Genomic DNA, 18,965 nt, shown 5'->3' with positions numbered 1-18,965 from the left:
ATATTATATAATATTAAAAAAACTTGACTACATTAAAGAACTGTATTATACTAAAGATAAGGTAATTACCATACATAAAAACATTTAATGCATAAATATTTCATCATTTATGACTTAGAATGGAGAGGAGAAAAATATGAAATTATGGAAAAAGTTTGCCTTGTGTATGTCGTTAGCACTATTGGTTACAGGATGTGGAAATAAAGATTCTAAAAATCCTAGCTCAGAAGAGAAGAGTTCTAAATCTGGGGAAAACGTTGTTCGTATTGCCATGTGGAATCCAGATCAAATTGCAACAATGAAGGATATCGAAAAAAAATATGAAGAAAAAAATCCTGGAGTAGATATACAAATAGAAGAGACAACATTTAAAGATCATTTCACAAAATTAGAAACCCAAGCCCAAGGTGATGTTATGCCAGATATATTTACAATGAATGGACCTAATTTTATAAAATTTGTAAGTAATGGAGTAATTGAACCCCTAGATGATTATCTAGATAAGATGGGAATAAAAAAAGAAGATTATCCTGAGGGATTAATCAACTTATACACATATGATAATCATTTATATGGTATTCCAAAAGATTGGGATCTAACAGCTCTTTTCTATAATAAAAAATTATTTGATGAAAAAGGCGTTAGTTATCCAAACAAAGATTGGACTTGGGATGATTTTGTAAAGGCAGCAGAACAATTAACAGATAAGGACAAGGGAATTTGGGGAACTTCATTTAAACCTGCGACTCAAGAAGGATATTATGATACTATACCTCAATGTGGTGGATATATTATCAATAAAGATAAGACAAAGTCAGGCTATGACACAGAAGAAGCTTATGATGGTATTCAAAGATGGATTGATATAGGAGAAAAAGGATATTCACCGGATCTTAAAACACTTACAGATACCAATGATACAGATTTGTTTAAGGCTGGTAAGATAGCTATGATTTATTCAGGAAGTTGGAGGATTCCAGAATATTTAGGTGATGAAAATATAAGTAAAGATATAGATCTTGAAATAATGCCTAAAATTAAAGAAAGAGCTGCTACTATTCATGGTCTTTCATATTGTTTAGCAAAGGGTTCAAAAAACAAAGATCAAGCCTTAGACTTTTTAGCTTATCTTGGCTCCAAAGAAGTAAATGAAATGTGGGCTGAAAAAGCTACTGTTATACCAGCTAACAATAAAGTTTTGGAAACTTGGGAAAAATCTTATCCTGATAAGAATCTAAAAGCTTTTGTAGACGAATTGGAATACTCTGTTCCATACCCAGTTAGTAAAAATACACCTGTTTGGAATGCATATGAAGAAGATGCAATAAATGAGATGTATTCATTTAATAAACCAGTAAAGGATGTTTTGAAAGATTTAGCCCAAAAAATGAATGATGCCTTAGAAAAGGAACAAAATTAATCAATAGGAATGTGATTATATGAAGATTAAAAAAAAGAAAAGAAAAAAATATAATCTTCGCTTGGCAATGTGGGGGTATCTAATGATACTCCCAGTATTGTTGGGATTAACTATATTTTTTATAATTCCTTTTTTTCAAAATATTTTTTATTCGTTCACAGACTTGAATTCATTTGGAGTTTGGAATCCTGTAGGATTTGATAATTATAAAGAGTTATTTAAAGATGAAAATTTTTATCTATCTTTAAGAAATACTCTAAAATATACTATAATCACAGTTCCAATCTCTGTTCTTATATCAATGTCTATAGCTAATTTATTGAATAAAAATATTAAGGGAGTAGGAATTTATAGAACCTTATATTTTTTGCCAGCAGTAACAATGCCTGCAGCGGTAGCTATGATTTGGAAATGGATTTACAATGGACAATATGGTTTATTAAATCAATTTATAATGCTTTTTGGTGGAGAACCTAGAGCATGGATAGCTGATAATGATACGGCTTTGTTGTGTATTATAGTTGTTGGAATTTGGATGAGTTTAGGTATGAATATAGTTTATTTTCTTGCGGGGATGCAGTCTATTCCTAAACAATATTATGAAGCTGCTAAATTAGATGGAGCAAGTGAAATTAAACAATTTTTCACTATCACTGTTCCCTTAGTAGCCCCTACTTTAGTATTTGTTTTAACAACATCAATGATATCAAGTCTTCAAGTATTTGATATTGTATTTATGATGATTACAAAAACATCTCCAGCCTTAAAGAGTACTCAAACTATAGTATACCTATTTTATCAATCAGCTATTGATTTTGGTAGAAAGGGATATGGAGCCGCAATAGCTACAATTCTATTTATAATTATAATGATATTAACATTTTTACAATTAAAAATACAAAGAAAGTGGGTGAGTGGAATTGAAAATTAAAGGTTGGAGAAAAATCATGATACATGTAGTACTTCTAATAGGTATAGTATTTACTGTTTTTCCATTTTTATGGATGATACTTACATCTTTAAAAACACTTAGTGAATCTATGCAAATTCCTCCAAAGATATTTCCAAGTAGCCCTCAAATATCAAATTTTTCGGAAAGTTTAAGTAAGCTAAATTTCCCAGTTCTATTTAAGAACACAGTATTATATGCTGTAATTACAACAATAGGACAGGTGACAATGTGCACTATGGCTGGATACGCATTTGCGAGGATAGATTTCCCGTTTAAAAATGCAATATTTATTCTTATCATGTCAATCTTAATGGTACCTTCACAAATATTTTTAGTACCACAATTTCAAATAATGAATAAATTAAGATTACTAAATACAATAACAGCTTTGGTCTTACCTTCTATGTTTTCAGCTTTTGGCACATTTTTAATGAGACAATTCTTTAGCCAAATACCTAAAGAATTGGAGGAGGCTGCTAGAATAGATGGGTCTGGACAATTTAAAATCTTTAAAGATATATGCCTTCCTATAGTGAAGCCAGGCATAGTTACACTGATAATAACTTGTTTATTATTTACATGGAACAATTTAATGTGGCCATTAATAGTTAATACTTTACCAGAGAAACAAACTCTATCAGTAGGATTAGCAAACTTAGCTTCAACAGGACAATATGCAGTAAATTACCCTGTTTATATGGCTAGTGCTCTTATCTCAATTTGGCCTATGATATTATTATTTGCTATATTTCAAAAGCAATTTATAGAAAGTTTAGCAACAAGTGGAATGAAAGGATAAACTATGAAATTAGGAGTAATTGGAGCAGGACATAGGGGAAGAATTGCCTATGCCAGACTTTTAAGAGAATATGGGGATGTAGAAATAAAATCTTTTGTAGATATTGATGAGAAAAAGCTTGAAGCTTGTAAAAAAGAATTTAATATTGATGATTGCTACATATTTACAGACTATAAAGATTTTTTTGAAAAAATGGATGAAGAAAGATTTGTGGATACCTTAATAATAGCAACACCAGATAGGGATCATTATGACGTATGTATGAAAGCTTTAGATTATGATTTAAATATATTGCTTGAAAAACCAATAAGTCCAAACGCTCATGAAGTATTCAATATTGCCAAAAAAGCTAAGAAAAAGGATAGGGTATTTATGATATGTCATGTCTTAAGATACTCACCATTTTTTGTAAAAATCAAAGAACTTATAGACTCTAATGCCATAGGAAGAGTTCTTTCTATAAATCATAATGAAAATATAGGATATTTTCACTTTGCTCATTCTTTTGTAAGAGGAAATTGGAGAAATGAAGATCTATCTTCACCTTTAATTCTACAAAAATCATGCCATGATATGGATATTTTAATATACCTTACAGGAAAAAAACCAAAATATATTACATCTTTTGGGAAACTATCTTATTTTAAAAAAGAAAATGAACCTAGTGGTGCAGCAGATAGGTGTCTTGATTGTAAGTATAAAGATACATGTGTATTTTCGGTTAAGGACTTCTATACAGGATATCCAGGACTTGGCTGGCGCGATGTTGTTGATGTTACAAGGACAAAAGAGGGTCTGGAGAAAGCTTTAAGAGAAGGACCTTATGGAAGATGTGTTTATAAATGTGATAACAACGTATGTGATCATCAAGCAATCTCCATAGAATTTGAAGATGATGTTGAAGTGGTATTTAATCTTTCAGCCTTTTCTAATGATGTACATAGAAATATTAAGATTATGGGCACAGAAGGTGAAATTATAGCAGATGACTATGATCAAATAATTAAGGTTAAAAGATTTAAAAGCTATAAAGAAGAAAGATACCAAGTTATAAGCAATGCTTCAGATCATGGCGGAGCAGATTATGGAATAATAAAAGCCTTTTATGAAGCATGTCATGGAGAAAGTGAAGTTGTTAAAACTGGAGCAGAAGAATCTATAATGAGTCACATGATGTGTTTCGCATCAGAACAGGCAAGAAAAGAATCAAAAGTTGTTGAAATTGATGATTTCATTAGGAGACTAGATGAGTAATATAGAATTTATTAATGTAAATAAAATATATGAAAATGGATATCATGCTGTAACAGATTTTAATTTATGTGTACAAAACAATGAATTTATTGTATTTGTAGGTCCATCAGGTTGTGGAAAATCCACAACCTTGAGGATGTTAGCAGGCCTTGAAGACATAAGTAGTGGAGAAATTAAAATAAATGGCAAGGTAATCAATGATGTAGAACCTAAAGATAGAAATATTGCCATGGTTTTTCAAAATTATGCTTTATATCCACATATGACTGTATATAATAACATGGCATATGCTTTAAAAAATCAAAAATTTTCTAAAGAAGAAATTAAAGAAAAAATAAGTCAGGCTGCTAAGTTATTGCAATTAGAATCTTATCTTGACAGAAAACCTAGCCAATTATCAGGTGGACAAAACCAAAGAGTAGCTTTAGGTCGAGCAATGGTGAGAAATCCGGAAGTGTTTTTAATGGATGAGCCTTTAAGTAATTTAGATGCAAAACTTAGGACCCAAATGAGAACTGAGATAAATAAACTACATAAAGAGCTCAATACAACATTTATATATGTAACTCATGACCAAACTGAGGCTATGACCTTGGGGGACAGGATTGTAGTAATGAAAGATGGAATAATTCAACAAGTAGACAGTCCAGTTAATCTTTATGAAAATCCAATCAACGAATTTGTAGCTGGTTTTATAGGTTCTCCTAGGATAAATATGCTTAATATGTATATAGATGAAAAAGAAGTTAAATTAGAAAATAGCTTAGTAAATTTTCCAGAAGAGCTTTTTACAAATATTAAGTCATATACTATTAAGGCTTTTGGTAAAAGTAATATTAAACTTGCTATAAGACCTGAACATATAAATATTAAAAGAAATAGTGAAAAAGATATAGAAATCAAAACAAAAGTCGTTGTTGTTGAATCTCTGGGAAGCGAAAAGGTAATATATACAGATTTTAATGGAAATGAGATAATTATTAGAGATTTTGATAACTTATCTTATGATATAGATCAAGAAATCAGTGTATATTTAAATAGTGATAAAATATTCTTATTTGATCCTGAAACAGGAAAAAGAATAGATAATAAAATTTAAATTCCAAAGCTATTTTTAGTCTCTAATCTTGACATGAAACTTGGAATCGTATACACTTAAAGTAATGGTAGTTACCAATACAGGAGGTTATTATGCTATTGGATAAAAACAAATTAGAAGAAAAAGACTTTAAAAACACCTATACTGAGATTCTAAACCAAGCTGATACTTGGCTTGATGTGTATAGCCTGTATGAAGAAAGAAAAGGCGATATTGATAAATTTTTAGAAAAGCTTAGCAAAGACACTAAGGTAATATTTACAGGAGCAGGAACTAGCGAATATGTTGGGAATGTAGCTGTAGACTATCTTAAGACTCATGGTGATTTTAACTTTGAATCAGTAGCTACAACAGACTTAGTTTCTTCCCCTTACCTACACTTTCAAAAAGATCAAAAAATTCTTTTAGTTTCCTTTGCAAGAAGTGGAAACTCCCCAGAATCTTTAGCTGCAGTTAAATTAGGGCAACAATTAGTCGATGATTTCTACAACCTACCTATAACTTGTGCAAAAGATGGTGAGCTTGCAAAAGGTCTATATGATGATCCTAACTCTTATGTATTTTTAGAGCCTGAAATTACAAACGATAAGGGTTTTGCCATGACAAACTCATTTTCATCTATGCTTTTAGCAACTCTTTTGATATTCGATTCAAAGAGTGAAAATAAAAAGGAAATTGTAGAAAAGCTTTCAAAACTTGGAAAAGAAATTTATTCTAGAATAGATGAACTAGAAGACTTAGTAAACTTTGATTTTAATAGGGTTGTATATCTTGGTTCAGGTCCTTTAGGAAAGCTTACCAAGGAAGCAAGACTTAAAATTTTAGAGCTTACAGCAGGAGAGGTTGCTACAATTTGGGATTCTTCCATGGGATTTAGACATGGTCCAAAATCATTCATAGACGAAAACACCCTATTAGTTTCTTTTGTATCATCAAATGCTTATACAAGACTATATGATCTTGATGTTTTAGACGAAGTATATAATGACGGTATAGCTAAAAAGTTGATAGGAATTGCAAATTCCAAGCTTGATAGAGATTATGAGCTTATTTTTGAATCAGATGACTTAAATGATGCTTATCTTTCTATAGGATATATAGTAATTGCCCAAATATTTGCTCTGGTTACAAGTTTAAGGGTGGGTAATAGACCTGACAATCCTTCTAGATCAAACACAGTAAACAGAGTTGTAAAAGGCGTTACAATTCATGAATATAAATAAATGTCAGCTCTTTATACAAAGCTTATAGATGAACTTTTGGAAAAGATTGCCATAATGAATAATGGAGATAAGCTTCCTTCAGAAAGGCAACTTTGTAAAGACTACGATGTTTCAAGAACAACCGTAAGAAATGCTATAGGCTATCTTGTAAATTCAGGTATCCTTTACCAAATTCAGGGAAAGGGAACCTTTATAAGAGAAAGAGATAGGGAAAACTTATCAAACTACTATTCCTTTACAGAGCAAACTAAGAAAAATGGCAAAACGCCTAAGTCTTTAGTAGTAGACTATGCCATAAGAGATGCAAATAATAAATTAAAGGATAAAATGAAGTTAAAAGATAAGGAAAAAGTCATACAATTTGACAGACTAAGGTTGGCAGATAATGTGCCGATGATGTATGAAAAAACTACTATTCCCTATGGGAGGTTTTCTCAAGTAGATAAAAATTTACTAGAAAAAAAGGCCCTATATGATATATTTAGGGAAAACTTTAAGGTAAATATTTACCAAATTAAGGAGAGATTTTCAGTATCAGAGCTTGATAGTGAGATGGCAAAGTCCTTAGGACTTAAAAAAAATAGTCCCTGCCTTAAGATTATTAGAACAACATTTGATATTGAAGAAAATATAATAGAGTATACTATATCCTATGCTAGAGGAGACATGTTCTATTATGAAACTTCATATAAACCTCAATAAATTTATTTTTCAAAAGAGATTTTTTTATAAAATCTCTTTTTTTAATTGCTTATTATATTATATAGAAAGATAAAACAAAGACAAAACAAAGATAAATCAAAAAAATAAAAAGATTAATTATAAAAAAACAAAGAAAAACAAATAATTAGTTTGACATAACAAAGAAAAAACGATATACTATGTCTATAAATATTTAAGGAGGAAAACATGAAAGCATTAGCAAGGTATGGAAAAGAATTTGGTGGTTACAGATTAATAGATGTAGACATACCAGAATGTGGACCAGAGGATATTATTATTAAAGTGAAAGCGGCCGCAATATGCGGAGCAGATATGAAACATTTTAAAGTTGATAATGGATCAGATGAGTTTAATTCAATTAGGGGTCATGAGTTTTCTGGGAAAATTGTAAAAGTTGGTGAAAACGTTAAAGATTGGAAAGTAGGTCAAAGAATAGTTTCTGATAATAGCGGACATGTATGTGGCCATTGTCCAGCATGTGAACAAGGAGATTTTTTAGATTGTGAAGAAAAGGTTAACATTGGACTCGATAATAATAGATGGGGTGGAGGGTTTTCTAAGTATTTAAAAATTCCTGGTGAGATATTAAGAATTCATAAACATGCAATTTGGGAAATTCCTGAGAATGTTAGCTATGAAGAAGCTGCACTACTAGATCCTATATCAAATGCGTATAAAGCAATTGCACAACAATCAAGTTTTTTACCTGGTCAAGATGTCGTAGTAATAGGTGCAGGACCTCTTGGATTGTTTTCAGTTCAAATGGCTAGAATTATGGGAGCTGTAAATATTGTACTTGTAGGACTTGAAGATGATGTAGAAACTAGATTCGAAATAGGTAAAGAATTAGGTGCAACTCATACAGTTAATGGTAGCGAAGAAGATGTAGTTGAAAAATGTTTAGAAATATGTGGTAGAGATAATTTAGGACTTGTACTTGAATGTTCTGGAGCTAATATAGCATTAAAACAATCTCTAGAAATGCTTAGACCAAATGGTGAGGTTGTGAGAATAGGAATGGGATTTAAGCCATTAGATTTCTCTATTAATTCTATAACTGAGTGGAACAAGAGTATTATTGGACATATGGCTTATGACTCAACAACATGGAGAAATGCAATTAGGTTACTTGAATCAGGTAAGATTAATGTTCAACCGATGATTACTCATCATTATGGACTTTCAGAATGGGAAAAAGGATTCCAAGCAATGGCGGATAAAAAAGCTGTTAAAGTTTTTCTTGAATATGACTTTGATGATAAAAATACAAAGGATTATGGAGAAGAATAATTTCAGTGATCTATAATAATCTATAAATAGGTTTGATACGTATATTAACTGTACAGTATAAAAGTGTAGCTATTTAAATAGCTACACTTAATATAAAATATCTTTTTTAGAATATGATAATTTAGTAAATGAAAAAATAAATAAAATGATTATTAATATGAATAAATTAAAAAAATAATTAAAAAATGAGGTAAAAATGAATAATAATAACTTCCCAAATGCTGGGGCAAGACTTGATAGACTACCTACTTCTAGGTGGCACACACAAATGTGGTTTGTAACAGCGTTCGCATTATTAGTATGTTGGTCAAATGGTATAGGTGGACTTGTAGGTGCTAGGTTGATTGAAATTGGCTGGATAACACAAGAGGGATTGGCTTCTTTTTCATCTTTATATACTGCGGGTATGTTGTTTGGAGCATTAATTGGCGGAATTATAGGTGACAAAATTGGTAGAAAGAAAAGCATACTATTATATGAAATAATACATATTTTAGCTATGATAGGAGCTATAGTATGTCCTAATATGGAACTATTATACATAATCAGAACTATTCAAGGTTTTGGATTAGGAGCATTATTGGTAGTTCTTTTTGCTGGATTTACAGAATATATGCCAGCTGTATCAAGAGGTACTTGGTCATCTAGGACTTCATTTATTGGAAACTGGGCTCATCCAATTAGTTCTCTTATTGCAACACTAATTGTGACAATTGGGGTTGCTCCTGAATTGGATTGGAGAATACAGTTTGCAATTCCTTCTGTTTTATCAATAATTGCTATGGTGTTAATTAGTAATAAATTTCCAGAATCCCCAAGATGGTTAGAAGTACAAGGTAGATATTCTGAAGCTAATGAAATATTAAACAGTATTGAAGAAAGAATAGAAGCACAAACAGGTAAAAAATTACCGGAAGTTAAGATTAGTAATGAAGGTGGATTATCAAGTATTTCATATGGAGAATTATTTAAGGGTGAACTATTAAAAAGAGTTATTATTGGTTCTTTAGTACTGATTGGAATGAATGTAATTCAATATACTCTAATGAATTGGTTGCCAACGATATTTGCAGCCAAAGGTATAAATACAAAAGATTCTACATTACTAAATACTGTTGGGTTATTTGGAGCTCCATTTGGTATTTTCATAGCATCATTAATAATGGATAAACTTCCTAGAAAAGTAATGGGGATAGGTCTCCTAGTAATTATTGGTGTATTAGGTATTTTTTACGGTCAGCTAGATTCATTAACTTCAATATCAATAGTTGGTTTTATACTATTCACATTTATATATATGTATGTATGCTTTGCCTCAGCTGTATATGTTCCCGAAATTTGGCCTACAGATGCGAAATTAAGAGGCTCTGGTTTTTGTAACGCAGTTGGTAGGGCGAGTGGAATAATATTTCCATTCATTGTAAACATTGTATTAACAAATTATGGGCCTTCAGCTGTTTTCGTATTATTAGCAGTAGTTGCAATAATTATAGCAGTAGGAATTATATTCTTGGGTGTAGAAACAAGAGGGGAGTCTGTAGAAGATATAGGTAGACATTGATTTAAGAATTAATAAGGAGAAAGAGATGAAAAATACAGAAGCAATTTTAGTAACACCGAAACAATTTGAAATACAAGAAACTAATATTAGAAATCCTAAAAATAGGGAGCTATTAATTGAAGTTGAATACGTTGGCATGTGTGGTTCAGATATTCATGGATTTGAATTCGGACCTTTTATACCTCCTAAAGATCCTAATCAAAAAATAGGTTTAGGTCATGAAGTTTGTGGTAAAGTTGTTAAAATAGGGGAAAATGTAACGAATTTTAAAGTTGGAGATAGAGTTATAGTAGAACCTGGAGTTCCTGATTTAAGTACACATTACTCTAAAGAAGGCAGATATAATATATGTCCTTCTGTTGATTTTTTAGCTACTCAGCCAAATTACAAAGGGGCATTAACCAACTATATGCTTCATCCTGAAGAATGGTGCTTTAAACTTCCAGAGACAATGACTTCATTAGAAGGAGCATTAGTTGAGCCAGCTGCGGTTGGAGTTCATGCTGCAAAACTGGGTAATGCAAGACCAGGAAAGACAATACTTATATTTGGTACGGGATGTATTGGTTTAATGACTCTTCAAGCGTGCTTAGCTAATGGGGCTACTGATATTATTGTTGTAGATATTATTGATAAAAGACTAGATAAAGCGTTAGAATTAGGGGCTAAGATTGTAATTAATAGTAAAAAGGAAGATTTATATAAATATATTAAGGAAAATTATCCAGAAGGCATTGAATTGGTTTTTGAGGCTGCTGGCAACGAGGTTACAATGAAGCAAGCTGTAAATATTGTCTCTAGAGGTGGAGATATTATAGCAGTTGGGACACAATCTAAACCTGTACCAATAGATTTCTTAAAAATTAATAGAGAAGTTAATATTAAAACTTCATTTAGATATTGTAATGATTTTCCAGAAACAATAGAGTTAATAAATAATGGTAAAATAAATGTAAAATCTATGGTAACAAATATATATGATTATGAAAATGTACAAGAAGCATTTGATGAAGCAATTGATCAAGATAAGAAACAAGACATTATTAAAGGTGTAATTAAAGTTATTAAAGACTAGGAGGATAAAATGTTAGGAGATATTAAATACTGGGAAAATGAAGCTAAAGAAAACAAATATGCTATCCCACATTTTAACGTTTGGAATGCAGAAATGCTAATGGCGGTAATAGATGCTGCTGAAAATTTAAGAGCACCTATAATAATATCATTTGGTTCAGGATTTATACAAAATACAAATTTTGAAGAGTTTAGTGCCATGATGATTTCTATGGCTAAACATGCTACTGTTCCTATAATTACTCACTGGGATCACGGAAGAAGTATGGATATTATAAAAAATGCTTATAATCATGGTATGAATTCAGTAATGAGAGATGCTTCATCACTTCCTTTCGAGGAAAACGTAAAAGAGATAAAAAAGGCAGTAGATTATTTTCATCCATTGGGAGTACCGGTTGAAGCAGAATTAGGACATGTTGGAAATGAAACTATATATGAAGAAGCATTAGCAGAGTACCAATATACAGATCCTGATATGGCACAAGAATTTGTCGAAAAAACAAGATGCGACTCTTTAGCTGTAGCAGTTGGTAATCAACATGGTGTTTATACTAGTGAGCCAAAAATAAATTTTGATATAATAGAAAAGATTAGTAGAGCTGTCGATGTGCCATTAGTTTTACATGGAGCATCAGGAATAGGTGATAAAGATATTAAAAAATCAATTAGATTAGGAATTTCAAAGATTAATATTCATACAGAACTATGCCAAGCTGCAATGGAAGCAGTTAATATGCATTGCGATGTGCCATTTCTTGAATTACAACAACATGTAAGACAAGCTATAAAAGAAAAAGCCGAATATAAAATAAAATTATTTGGTGCAAATAATAAGGTTAATTAGTATGGTGGATGTTATATGTTTAGGCGCATCTGTTGTAGATGTGCCTCTACAACCAGTAGATAAAAAAGTTTTTAAAAGTGAATCTTATCCACTTGAGAATATTTCTTTAACAACAGGAGGAGATGCTTTAAATGAGGCTACAATAATTTCGAGATTAGGTTCAAAAGTTAAATTAATCTCAATGGTTGGAAATGACATAGCTGGAAAATTCATACTTAATCACTGTAGAAACAATTTAATAGATATTGATGGAATCACAGTTAAAGATGGTATCAATACATCTATAAATATTGGATTGGTAGCGCATGATGGTGAAAGAACATTTATAACAAGTAAAAATGGTAGTTTATGGAAAACTACAATTGATGATTTAAACTTAGACTTAATAAAAGATGCAAAAATATTATCATATGGAAGTTTTTTTAATAACCCGTTATTACGTGATGAAGAGCTAGTTAAAATTTTAAGTAGAGCTAAGCAACAAAATATGATAATTACAGCTGATATGATAAAGCCAAGAAATAATGAAACTTTCGATGATATTAAGAATTCATTAAAATTAGTAGATTTTTTCTTTCCAAATATAGATGAGGCTAGATTAATGACAAATAAAAATGATATAAATGAAATTGCTGACGATATATTATCTTATGGTGTGAAATGTGTTGTAATTAAGATTGATTCTAAAGGGGCTTATATTAAAAATGAAAGTGGATTTAAAGCTGTAATACCAGCTATGCATGGTATAACAGCAATCGATACTATTGGGGCTGGTGATAATTTTGCTTCTGGTTTTATTACAGGTTTGGTTGAAGGATTAAGCATTAAGGAATGTACTCAAATGGCTAATGTTGCAGCAGGTATATCTATACAATCTTTAGGTGCAACTAGTGGGATAAAAACTAGAAAGCAATTTAATGAAAATCTAAATAGATATTTTATTCAGGAAGGAGAAAAAAATTAAATGCAATATATAAATTTAGGGAAAACAGATAGAAAAATATCAAAACTTGGACTTGGAACTTGGGCTATGGGAGCTGGTACAGCTTGGGATTCTGAGGTTGATATTGATAAATCTGTTAATACAATAATTGAAGCTGTAAATCATGGAATTAATGTAATAGATACAGCTCCTGGATATAATTTTGGACAAAGCGAAGAAATTGTTGGGAAAGCGATTAATGAGATTTCTAGAGAAGACATATGTTTAATTACAAAATGTGGAATTGTTTGGGATAGAGAAGGTGCTCTGTTTAATAAAGTTGGGGGAAGACAACTATATAAATTATTAACGCCAGACTCAATAAGGAAAGAAGTAGAAGATAGCTTGAAAAGGTTAAACACTGATTATATAGATGTTTACATGACACATTGGCAAGCGGTTGAACCATTTTATACACCAATTTCTGAAGTTGTAAAAACTCTAGAGCAATTAAAATCAGAAGGTTTGATAAAATATATAGGTGCTGCTAATGTGGATTATAATCAGATTAAAGAATATATTGAATCAGGTCAACTAGATATCGTTCAATTAAAATATAATATTCTAGAAAGATCGGTCGAAAAAGATATAATGCCTTTATGTATTAAAAACAATATTACATTTCAAGCTTATTCTCCATTAGAGCAAGGATTACTAACAGGAGAATTTGATGAAAATTACATGCCTAAAGGAGCAAGAGCTAATAAGTTCTGGTGGCAAAAAGAAAATCTAAAAAAAGTTGTTTGGATGCTAAATAATTGGAAACCACTAACTAAAAAATACAATTGTTCTATAGCAAATTTAGCGCTAGCTTGGATTATAAATCAGAATGATAATATTAACTTATTATCTGGTGCATCAGAAGTAAGTGAGATTAAAGAGAATGTAATCTCAGCAGAACTAGAAATTGAAAAAGAAGATATTGAGTATATGACAAAATTAGCAGATGAAATTTGTGCAAATTAATAGTAATTTCTCTCCTAATTAGTTGTCTAAAAAGGGGGAATAATGAGTAATAGTATTAGATTAAATGAAATAGAGAGTCTACTTGAAATCAAAAATCAGATAACTGTCTCTGAAATAAGTGATAGATGGTCTATAACTGATGAAACTGCTAGGAGAGATTTAGATAAATTAGTATTAAAAGGCTGTGTAAGAAGAGTTCATGGTGGGGCAATTTGGGTTAAAGATGATGAAACAAATAAAAGCGAGATAGATTTTTATAAAAGACAAATTGCAAACACTAATGAGAAGAAAAAGATTGCTTTATTTGCAAGAGATATTATAAAAAATAAAAGAACGTTATTTTGTGATTCAAGTACTACCTGTGTGGAAACTTTAAAGTCATTAAAAAATGATAAAAATTTAACAATTGTAACTAATTCTTGTGCTATATTTAGAGAGATTAAAGATTTTAAGCCAAATATTATATCGACTGGAGGTATTTATAATAAAAATACTATTTCTTTTCATGGTGAAACAGCTGAAAGAACTATAGAAAATTATCATGCTGAATTATCGATAATAAGCTGTCGAGGTGTAGATATTATAAACGGAATTACAGATTCATATGATAATGAGTCATCTGTAAAGAAAAAGATGATTAAATGTGCTAATGAAGTTGCTTTACTAGTTGATAATTCTAAATTTAACAAAACAGCATTTATTAGGTTAACTGATTTAAAATTTATTAACTATATTATTACTGATAGTGAACCTAATATTGAATGGGTTAATTATTGTAAGGATAATAATATAAAATTATTATATTAGAAATTACTGAAAGGAGATATAAATGACGAGATCAATTAAAAAAATGTCAATTGTTAATAAGATGGTTATATCTTTAATTTTTGGTTTTTTGCTTGGTGGATTGTTAATTATAATTAGAGAACGATTAGGTACTGAAAGTGATATATGGAAGTTTATTAACACTATGTTTTTAGTTGATGTAACAAAGTCAAAGGGATTTGATGGTGTTGGGATACTTTATATTATTAGCCAATTGTTTATGAGAGGATTACAATTAGCGATTGTACCACTAGTTTTAACATCTCTAACATTAGCTATATCCTCACTAGGAAATCCAAAAAAACTAGGAAGCATTGCTATAAAAACATTGTTTACTTTCGTATGTTTTTATATTATTATTGCATTCTTAGCTGGTGTTATTGCTATGCTTATTAAAAATTTTGGTGGATTTGATGTTAACCTTCCCACTCATGAAGCTACAGAATTAACTACAATGGAGGCATATAATCCGCTTACAGTTTTAATAAATGCAGTTCCTGATAATATATTTAATGCATTAACATTTAACAATCAAATATTATCTGTTGTTGTAATATCCTCTATTATGGGAGTTTGTATAATATTTATGGGTGACTATGCAGAACCGATAGAAAAATTATTTGATTCATTTAATGAATTAATTCAAAAGTATCTTAATTTTTTAATTAACTATATAAGTCCTTTTGCTATCTTATGTATGGTAACAAGAGCCCTTGCAGTATATGGAGTAGAGTACATAAAACCAACTTTAGTTTGGATGGTAGCAACCACCTTAACATCAATTCTATTACTTTTAACAATATATCCTATAGGGATATTATTGACAACTAAACTTAATCCATTGCCATTTATGAAAAAGATTTCAAAAGTAGCACTATTTGCTGCAGCAACTAATTCATCTGCTGCTACTTTACCTATAAATGTTAAAACATGCAATGAAGAATTAGGTTGCTCAGAAGAAATAACAAGTTTTGTGCTTCCAACTGGAATGACAATTAATATGAACGGAACCACATTAATGCACATGATATCTATTACATTTATAGGTACTGCTGCTGGAATTGAAGTCACATCGATGACTCTTATAGTTACAGGATTCTTATCGATATGTATGGCCATTGGTACGCCAGCTATACCAGTTGCAGGTACTACAATGGTTTACGTAGTTATGAGTGGTCTTGGCTGGAATTCAGAATTAGCAATGATTGGTTATTCATTAGTTTTAGCAATGAATTACTTACCAGGCATGGCTGTTATTACTTTAAATGTGGTTGGGGATGCTACAACAAATGTAATAATTAATAAACGTGAGGGGGAGCTTGATGAGGATGTATATTATAATTAGATCTATATTTGATAGATGAAATAGAGTAAAGATTTTATTATAATTTAAAGTTTTTGTTTAACTACATAAGTGTTTATTTAAATTAAGCTAGTCAAATCATACTATCTATTTGTTTAATATTTATAAAAACTATATTAAAACTTATAAGATATTTAATTAATAAATGGGGTATTTAGAAAATAAATTATCTAGATTTAGAGGATGAAATTATTAATTTTAAATATAGTGTTTTTTTCTTAGCAAATAAAATTTTAAGAAAAATGAAAATTTAATAAATAATAGACTAAAAAACAGGGCCTATATGAACTTATCCCATATTATGGGTTAATTTCAATAATCCCTGTTTTTAAAAATTTTTAATAAGGTGCATTTTCTGGCTGAGCACCTAGTCTTTTTACTTCTTTTCTTAATAGATGTGCAAGTTTTGGCAAGATTATAACTAAAACTATGGTGTGTAAGACATAGTTAAAGGCCATAGAGGGTATCCTTAATAAAAATTGGCTTATAAAGGGATTTCCAGTAAGCTGGCTTACCCAGATTGTATTTAAAAATAAGCTTGTAATCAAGGTGTTTAGAGTAGTTGCACATATGATGTTTTTTCTTGTAATCTCTTTTCTATACAAAAAGAAAGTATAGATAAGGGCAGAAGCAATCTTAGTAATAACAAAGGGAAGGTAAAAACCTCCAGGAGTTGGGAATAAAAGATTTGCCACAAGATCAATTATTATAGATGCAATAACTGCAAGTGATGGATTAAAAATTGAGCACATAAGGGCTGTAACTATAAAGCCAAGACCAACCTTTTGGCTCATTGTAGTGATAGAAAAAAATTTGGATACTACAACTGATAAGGCTATAAAAAATGATAGCAATATCATAGTTCTAATGTTTTTAAGATTTTTCAAAAATTCCTCCTATTTGGTAGTCTGCCATCATAGGATATGATGGTAGCGGATGCGGACTAAAATCTTTCGTCTAGAAACAACATCCCATTTTCTAGCACTTAACGCTTTAGTCCTACTCTACCAATTTATATTTTGTTTATAATTATAGTACATATACTAAAAAAAGTAAAGAAGACATTTGCAGAAATGAATCAATCTTTCCAAAGCCATTATAACATCATCCACGACAATTGGACTTCATTGAGATAGAAGTATTCTCAAATTGTCTATGAGTAACTTGTAATGATGAAACATTAGAAATTTATAATTTTGCAACAGACTCTATTCTTTTTAAGTATTTTTCTTTATTTTTTTCTTGTCTGTATAAATGCCCGTAAGAATTGGAGTTATAATACTTGTTAGGACAACTCCTAGGGCTATTTGAGCTGTAGCAGTATTGGCTATAAGGCCTATACTCTTATCTGTATGGGCAATTATAGTTGGAACTGATACAGAAAGTCCTGCTATGGAAGATATACCAAATGTTGTAATTCCATTTTCCTTAAGGATTTTTCTCTCATAGAAAAATATTGGAGGAAATATCAATAGGTAAAATAATATTGTAACAAGTATTCCTTGAGGGCCTGCTTTTAGGGCCTCTATAATATTTATTCCTGCTCCAAAAGACCAACCCATAAAAGGAGTAAGGATAGTTACAGCAGGTGTGAAGAATTTAGCCATATCTTTATCAAGATTTCCTATCAATATTCCAAGTACAATTGGTATAAGTACAGATATTACAGGTGTCCGATCTATCGCAGATGATTTAGATATAGAATAAACCAAGATAGGAAAGGCTGGTACACAAAGAATTCCTGTAAGACCAAAGGCTGCTTCATCATCTTTATTTCCATAGTCGTGAGATAGGGCAAGGTAAAGGGATGGGTTAATAGAACAAATGCAAGTAATAAAGGCTAGGGCAGATATGCCAAAGACTCCATCAAGTCCAAAGATTTTTATAAAAATTATTCCAAATATAAAGCAAAGGAAAATCTTAAGAAGCAGGATTGTACCTTGTTTTTTTAAAACCTTGCTTATATTTTTTATATCAATAGCAGTTGAAGATAAAAAACAAATAAGTCCTACTATATAATTAGTTCCTTTTGTGGTAAAAAGGGCTTCTGTTATGCCTGGCACCACAAAAAAGTCAGGCAAAAAAGTATGAAAAAGGGCGGATATAAGCATTGGTATTAAAAGTAGTCCGCCCGGGATTTTTTTCATGAATTTAAGCATATAATCATCTCCTAACTATAAATTGATACCCAAAATCACTAATATTAAATAAAAAATAATTTTCCTAATCTAATATTAAGAAAATTTCAAAACTTAATTATTATTTAAATTTGGATTACTGTTTCCCTAAATCCTTGTCAGGTTTAGGGAGCAATAAAAAATATAGATATATCATTGAAGTAAGTAATGAATAATTAATTATAATAATAAAAATAATTTAGAATATATTTTCAATAATATCATATAGTATAAATATAGCATTAAAATTGTAAAGGATAAGTTAAATATACATTTTGTTGTAAACTTACTTATTAAAGAAGAGGTCATTTTAATATTAGTTAAAATTAAAAGCGTTGTGAAAATTTAAAGCCTAAAAATAGAAAATTTACACAAAGCCTTAATTTAAATCTATTAAAGTAAAATCACTA

The 18,965-nt window shown here is 30.2% G+C and carries 17 protein-coding genes and 1 riboswitch; of the genes, 15 read left to right on the top strand and 2 right to left on the bottom strand.

What is annotated here, in order from left to right; all coding sequences use genetic code 11:
* Positions 1–136 precede the first annotated feature (136 nt).
* The 15 genes from HV819_RS03865 to HV819_RS03795 all read left to right on the top strand — a co-directional run bounded on the left by HV819_RS03865 (position 137) and on the right by HV819_RS03795 (position 16,360).
* Positions 137–1,420 (top strand): ABC transporter substrate-binding protein, encoded by a 1,284-nt coding sequence (locus tag HV819_RS03865; RefSeq protein WP_154539621.1) that lies wholly within the window; start codon positions 137–139, stop codon positions 1,418–1,420.
* A 19-nt stretch (positions 1,421–1,439) separates the two neighbouring features.
* The gene (locus HV819_RS03860) at positions 1,440–2,351 is read left to right on the top strand and encodes a carbohydrate ABC transporter permease (RefSeq protein ID WP_176269558.1); all 912 of its coding nucleotides are present in this window, start codon (positions 1,440–1,442) and stop codon (positions 2,349–2,351) included.
* Positions 2,352–2,367: 16 nt separating this feature from the next.
* Complete coding sequence (locus HV819_RS03855) at positions 2,368–3,171, top strand: carbohydrate ABC transporter permease (RefSeq protein ID WP_176269557.1); 804 nt, start codon at positions 2,368–2,370, stop codon at positions 3,169–3,171.
* Between the two features lie 3 nt (positions 3,172–3,174).
* Positions 3,175–4,425, top strand: a complete 1,251-nt coding sequence (locus HV819_RS03850) for a Gfo/Idh/MocA family protein (protein ID WP_176269556.1) — start codon at positions 3,175–3,177, stop codon at positions 4,423–4,425.
* Positions 4,418–5,524 carry an ABC transporter ATP-binding protein gene (locus HV819_RS03845; protein ID WP_154539615.1) on the top strand — a complete coding sequence of 369 codons (1,107 nt, stop codon included), beginning with the start codon at positions 4,418–4,420 and terminating at the stop codon, positions 5,522–5,524. The genes HV819_RS03850 and HV819_RS03845 overlap by 8 nt, the downstream gene beginning before the upstream one ends.
* Positions 5,525–5,616: 92 nt before the next feature.
* Positions 5,617–6,747 (top strand): SIS domain-containing protein, encoded by a 1,131-nt coding sequence (locus HV819_RS03840; protein WP_176269555.1) that lies wholly within the window; start codon positions 5,617–5,619, stop codon positions 6,745–6,747.
* A complete protein-coding gene (locus tag HV819_RS03835) occupies positions 6,748–7,449 on the top strand; it encodes a GntR family transcriptional regulator (RefSeq protein WP_154539611.1) in 702 nt (233 codons plus the stop codon). It begins immediately after the preceding gene.
* Positions 7,450–7,656: 207 nt separating this feature from the next.
* Entirely contained in the window at positions 7,657–8,760 is a 1,104-nt protein-coding gene (locus HV819_RS03830) for a zinc-binding dehydrogenase (protein WP_176269554.1), read from the top strand.
* A 196-nt stretch (positions 8,761–8,956) separates the two neighbouring features.
* Entirely contained in the window at positions 8,957–10,321 is a 1,365-nt protein-coding gene (locus HV819_RS03825; RefSeq protein WP_176269553.1) for an MFS transporter, read from the top strand.
* Positions 10,322–10,346: 25 nt separating this feature from the next.
* Positions 10,347–11,396, top strand: a complete 1,050-nt coding sequence (locus HV819_RS03820) for an NAD(P)-dependent alcohol dehydrogenase (RefSeq protein ID WP_176269552.1) — start codon at positions 10,347–10,349, stop codon at positions 11,394–11,396.
* A 9-nt stretch (positions 11,397–11,405) separates the two neighbouring features.
* On the top strand, positions 11,406–12,242 hold the full coding sequence (locus HV819_RS03815; protein ID WP_176269551.1) for a class II fructose-bisphosphate aldolase: 837 nt from the start codon (positions 11,406–11,408) through the stop codon (positions 12,240–12,242).
* Between the two features lies 1 nt (position 12,243).
* Positions 12,244–13,206 carry a carbohydrate kinase family protein gene (locus tag HV819_RS03810; RefSeq protein ID WP_176269550.1) on the top strand — a complete coding sequence of 321 codons (963 nt, stop codon included), beginning with the start codon at positions 12,244–12,246 and terminating at the stop codon, positions 13,204–13,206.
* Positions 13,207–14,190, top strand: a complete 984-nt coding sequence (locus tag HV819_RS03805) for an aldo/keto reductase (protein WP_176269549.1) — start codon at positions 13,207–13,209, stop codon at positions 14,188–14,190.
* A gap of 42 nt (positions 14,191–14,232) precedes the next feature.
* Positions 14,233–14,997, top strand: a complete 765-nt coding sequence (locus tag HV819_RS03800) for a DeoR/GlpR family DNA-binding transcription regulator (protein WP_176269548.1) — start codon at positions 14,233–14,235, stop codon at positions 14,995–14,997.
* A gap of 22 nt (positions 14,998–15,019) precedes the next feature.
* Complete coding sequence (locus tag HV819_RS03795) at positions 15,020–16,360, top strand: dicarboxylate/amino acid:cation symporter (protein ID WP_176269547.1); 1,341 nt, start codon at positions 15,020–15,022, stop codon at positions 16,358–16,360.
* A 356-nt stretch (positions 16,361–16,716) separates the two neighbouring features.
* On the opposite strand, the gene HV819_RS03790 is transcribed toward HV819_RS03795, so the two are convergent.
* Together HV819_RS03790 and HV819_RS03785 are read right to left on the bottom strand one after the other, a co-directional pair.
* Entirely contained in the window at positions 16,717–17,265 is a 549-nt protein-coding gene (locus HV819_RS03790) for a folate family ECF transporter S component (RefSeq protein WP_154539609.1), read from the bottom strand.
* A gap of 41 nt (positions 17,266–17,306) precedes the next feature.
* Positions 17,307–17,387: riboswitch (THF riboswitch) on the bottom strand.
* Between the two features lie 208 nt (positions 17,388–17,595).
* On the bottom strand, positions 17,596–18,537 hold the full coding sequence (locus tag HV819_RS03785; RefSeq protein WP_176269546.1) for a 2-keto-3-deoxygluconate permease: 942 nt from the start codon (positions 18,535–18,537) through the stop codon (positions 17,596–17,598).
* Between the last annotated feature and the right edge of the window lie 428 nt (positions 18,538–18,965).

This window comes from Anaerococcus faecalis (genome assembly GCF_013371425.1).
In the GTDB taxonomy this organism is placed as follows: Bacteria; Bacillota; Clostridia; order Tissierellales; family Peptoniphilaceae; genus Anaerococcus; species Anaerococcus porci.
This window is presented reverse-complemented; position numbering and strand designations above follow the sequence as displayed.